Raw genomic sequence first — 4,373 nt, 5'->3', positions numbered from 1 at the left:
TACTATTATAATTATTTTTTTCTAATCCAATAATTAAAAATGAATATATAATTGTGAAAGAATGTTAAAAAAAAATATTATTAACTTTCAATTCGGTGAAGTTGTAAACGATTTTGATATACCTGTTTTAAATAATCGAGAAATCAGAGCTGCTGCAGGAATTATGTTTATCAGTGCTTTTTTAGCTTTGATTTTGATATTATTTAAAGGTAATTTTATTCCAGTTAAATATATTCTTTGCCTATTTGTTTTAGAATTCTCCATCAGATTGTTTATAAATCCCAAATTTGCCCCTTTCTTAATTATTGGTCGAATCATAGTATCTAAGCAAAACCCTGAATATGTTGGTGCTGCACAAAAAAAGTTTGCTTGGTATATTGGTTTTAGCATATCTGTCATCATGTTCTTATTGTTGGTAGTTCTAAATACCTATAGTCCAATCACCGGGATTGCTTGTTTGATTTGTTTGATTCTTATGTTTTTTGAATCTTCATTTGGAATTTGTTTGGGGTGTAAAATTTATAACTTTATTAAAAAAGAAAAAGCCCAACTCTGTCCTGGTGAAATATGTGATTTAAAAAGCAAAAGCGAAATTCAAAAAGTATCTCTCTTACAATGGGTAATAACTGTGGGATTGGTTAGCTTCATTATACTTCTACATCATTTGTTTAACGATTTTTTTTCAATTATCCCGTATCGTTTATTTTAAATAATAATTAGGACGAAATAGTCACGTTTGTGGCTATTTTTGGATTACTGTTCTATATAAAAAATAAAAAAATGGACAATAAAAATATCTCAGAAAAAATAATTGAATTGAAAAATGCAGACTTAGCATTAAGAGATAAGTTAATTAAAAGCGGACAACTCAGTAGCGGTTATAACAATGAAATGAAAGAGATGCACAATAGAAATGCGAAAATACTATGCGATATTATAGATAAGATAGGTTATCCTACCAGAGAAAAAGTTGGTAAAGAAGCCAATGAAGCTACTTGGTTGATTATACAACATTCCATCGGACAACCAGAGTTTATGAAAAAGAGTGCAGAACTATTAAAAATCGCCGTCAGAGAAGGTAAAGAAGACCCGAAAAGTTTAGCATATTTAACTGATCGAATAGCAGTTTTTGAATGTAAACCGCAATACTACGGAACTCAATTTGATTGGGACGATAATGGATTATTAAGTCCAAATCATTTTGATGACTTAAAAAAAGTAAATGAAAGAAGGAAATCAATAGGACTTAATACACTAGAGGAGCAAACAGTTATAATAAGAAAACAGGCGGAAAATGAAAATCAATTGCCCCCAACTGACCTTGAAAAAAGAAAGCAGGAAATTGAGGAATGGAAAAGAAATGTTGGTTGGATAAAATAAAAATGATTCTAAGAAATGCTTAATTATATGAAAAATATTAAAAACATTACAGTGCTAGTTTTGATACTTCTCCACTCTATTTCTTTAATGGCCCAAAAAAATCAAATTGAAAAAGAGAAGTGGCATTGGAATAACCATCTAAAACAAGATACAACAGCTGGTTATGTACAGGTGATAAAAGTGGATAATATACTCTACATCTCAGGAGCTGTTGCTACAGAAGTAACGCCAGAGGGAATTACGAATGTTTACAGAGCCTTAGAGAGTTCATTGAAAAGTTTTGGAGCTACTTTCCATAATGTTGTAAAGGAAAATTAATATACAACCGATATTGAAGCAATGAAGAAATACAACTATTCAAGAAAATTATTTTATAAAAATGATTTTCCATCAGCAACTTGGGTGCAAGTTTCAAGATTGTATATGTCTGACGCTAAATTAGAGGTTGAATTAATAGCACATCTTCCTGACAATTAATTCTTAAAGTTAATTCTTTAGAAAAAATTATAAAATGAAAGAAAGTTGGTTAGATTAAAATAGCCTCAAAGATTCATTTTCTTAATTCGTAGGAGTGGCTAAATTAAAATTCAGTTTTTCTATTTGAGGTTATGATAGATTGACCGTTTTTGTTTTAATACAGCTTATAACATAGCTTCAAAAAATAATGAGTGAATTAATTAATCCCACTAAACATGAATACATTTATTAAGGCAAACTTTAAAAACATCTGTTTATTACTTATTTTATTTCTAGAAATAGAATCAATTGGACAAAGTCAAACTCGAAAAGTATTATTTTTGGGTAATAGTTATATCTATACTAATAATTTACCTCAAATTATTTCTGATTTAGCTGCAAGTACAGGTGATGTTTTATTGTATGATAGCCATCTACTAGGTGGATATACCCTTCAAAACCATTACAATAATCCTACTTCGCTTAATAAAATTGTCTCAAATTCATGGGATTATATTGTTTTACAGGAGCAAAGTCAAACGCCTGCATTTCCGGTACCCTCAACTTTTTTTAATGGCTTTATGAGTCTAGAAAATTTTATTAGTAACCAACAGCCTTGTGCTCAGGTAAATGCATTTATGACTTGGGGACATGAAAATGGTGATATTCAAAATTGCCCTTCAAACCCTTTTGTTTGTAGCTATTTGGGAATGAACAATCTGATTGAAGATAGATACATGGAAGTTGCCAATACTTTTGATTCTGAAGTAACGCCCGTTGGAGTGGTGTGGAAATACATCAAAGAGAATTATCCCAACATAAATTTATACCAGTCTGATGGCAGCCATCCTTCGTTAGCCGGTTCTTATCTTGCTGCATGTTGTTTCTATACCTCACTATTCAGAAAAGATCCCACATTTATCACAACGAATTATGGTCTTGATGAAAATACAGCCATACTTATCAGAAATGCTACTAAAACTATAATTTTTGATGAAATGTTAAATTGGTACATTGGAAAATATGTACCCTTTTCACATTTTAACTTCCAGATAGGAAGCGAAAATAATGAAATTAATGTTACAACCAATACATCAAAATATTATGATACATTGTTGTGGGATTTTGGTGATGGAGTTACTTCAACCACAGCACTACCTAGTCATGTTTATTTAAACGATGGCAGTTATACCATTAAGCTAACCGCCACTAAATGTTTTTTAGGGCAAAATAATCTTATATCTGTTTTTGAAAGGACAGTAAATTTTTGTTCGCACACCAATACTATTTTACCTAATGATGTAATTATTTGTCCTGATCAAACGGTAGAACTTTATACTCAAACAGCTGATGCCTATCAATGGTTGGATGATTTGGGAAACCTAATTCCGGGAGCCACTAACCAAACATTAGTAGTAAGTCCGGGTTCTTACAGTGTTATTTCCACAATTAATGGTTGTGCAGAGCGTTCTCCCACCGTAGTTGTTGATACTTGGATACCGATTGGTGGTGAACCTTGCAGTTTGGAAAGTCATAACCCAGATGTAAACCCTAAAGATATTGAAATAGTTTTGCATCCAAATCCCACACAAAATCTTTTACATCTACATGCATTAGAATCTGAACCTATAGCTGAAATTTCTATTTACTGTACTCTTGGAAAAAAAATTATATCCTATCAAGTTGCAACCAATACAATTAATGTTTCAAGTCTTAGTAATGGTGTTTATATACTCAAAGCTACTTTTGCAAATGATAAAATATCTTTTGTAAAGTTTGTAAAGAACTAAATTAAATCTATGTCTGAAGATTTAATAATAAATTATGAACTGTTTACATTTAGACAAAACTAGTAAGTTGATTCATTAATAGGTATCAAAATTTAATAATTTAATTAACCAACTATTATTGTGCTTTTACTTAATGAAGACGAGAATATGATTTCTTCTAACAAGCGACTTCAACTGACACTATTTTTAGACGAGAGTGATAGTTTTGAAATAGAAAAATTCAGAAAGAAATTTAATCAGGTTCAGTTCGAACTAATCAAAGCTCACATTACATTATGTAGAGAGGATGAAATAGAATCTTTAAAAAAAATCAAAGCAAACTTAAGATATTTAAAATTGAAACCCTTCATTTTAAATTTAGGAAGACCCGTTCATTTTACAGAAGGTAAAGGATTATTAATTCCCATAATCGGGAATGCGAGTAAGTTTCATAAACTTAGATTAAAGATTCTGAAAGGAGTAATAAAGCAACCCAGAGTTCATGAGCCTCATATTACGATAATACATCCCAGAAATGCTACTTGTACAGATGAAATATATGATTTACTTCAGAAGTATCAGTTTCCATCAAAAGTAAGTTTTGATTCGATAAGTTTAATAGAGCAAATTCAAGATGAAAAGTGGAGTGTATTAGAAGAGTTTAAGTTAGTAAAATCAACTGCTAAATAATTACTAAAAAATCCTATCTTTTTTGATTATAAATACCTGTCATCAGGTATTTTTTTATGTAATATCATACTTTAATTT

General features: G+C 30.3%; 5 protein-coding genes. All 5 read left to right on the top strand.

What is annotated here, in order from left to right; genetic code table 11:
* Positions 1-61 precede the first annotated feature (61 nt).
* On the top strand, positions 62-709 hold the full coding sequence (locus V7M80_RS13055) for a DUF4395 domain-containing protein (protein ID WP_333696793.1): 648 nt from the start codon (positions 62-64) through the stop codon (positions 707-709).
* A 29-nt stretch (positions 710-738) separates the two neighbouring features.
* Positions 739-1,380 carry a DUF6624 domain-containing protein gene (locus V7M80_RS13050; protein WP_333696791.1) on the top strand — a complete coding sequence of 214 codons (642 nt, stop codon included), beginning with the start codon at positions 739-741 and terminating at the stop codon, positions 1,378-1,380.
* A gap of 15 nt (positions 1,381-1,395) precedes the next feature.
* The gene (locus V7M80_RS13045) at positions 1,396-1,698 is read left to right on the top strand and encodes a RidA family protein (RefSeq protein ID WP_333696789.1); all 303 of its coding nucleotides are present in this window, start codon (positions 1,396-1,398) and stop codon (positions 1,696-1,698) included.
* Positions 1,699-2,072: 374 nt separating this feature from the next.
* Positions 2,073-3,626 (top strand): DUF4886 domain-containing protein, encoded by a 1,554-nt coding sequence (locus tag V7M80_RS13040; protein ID WP_333696787.1) that lies wholly within the window; start codon positions 2,073-2,075, stop codon positions 3,624-3,626.
* A gap of 120 nt (positions 3,627-3,746) precedes the next feature.
* Positions 3,747-4,295: a 2'-5' RNA ligase family protein gene (locus V7M80_RS13035; RefSeq protein ID WP_333696785.1), complete on the top strand. Its 549-nt coding sequence runs from the start codon at positions 3,747-3,749 to the stop codon at positions 4,293-4,295.
* Positions 4,296-4,373: the final 78 nt, after the last annotated feature.

This window comes from Flavobacterium sp., assembly GCF_036759525.1.
Lineage (GTDB): Bacteria > Bacteroidota > Bacteroidia > Flavobacteriales > Flavobacteriaceae > Flavobacterium.
The sequence above is the reverse complement of the archived record's forward strand: the minus strand, read 5'-3'. Positions and strand labels throughout refer to the sequence as shown.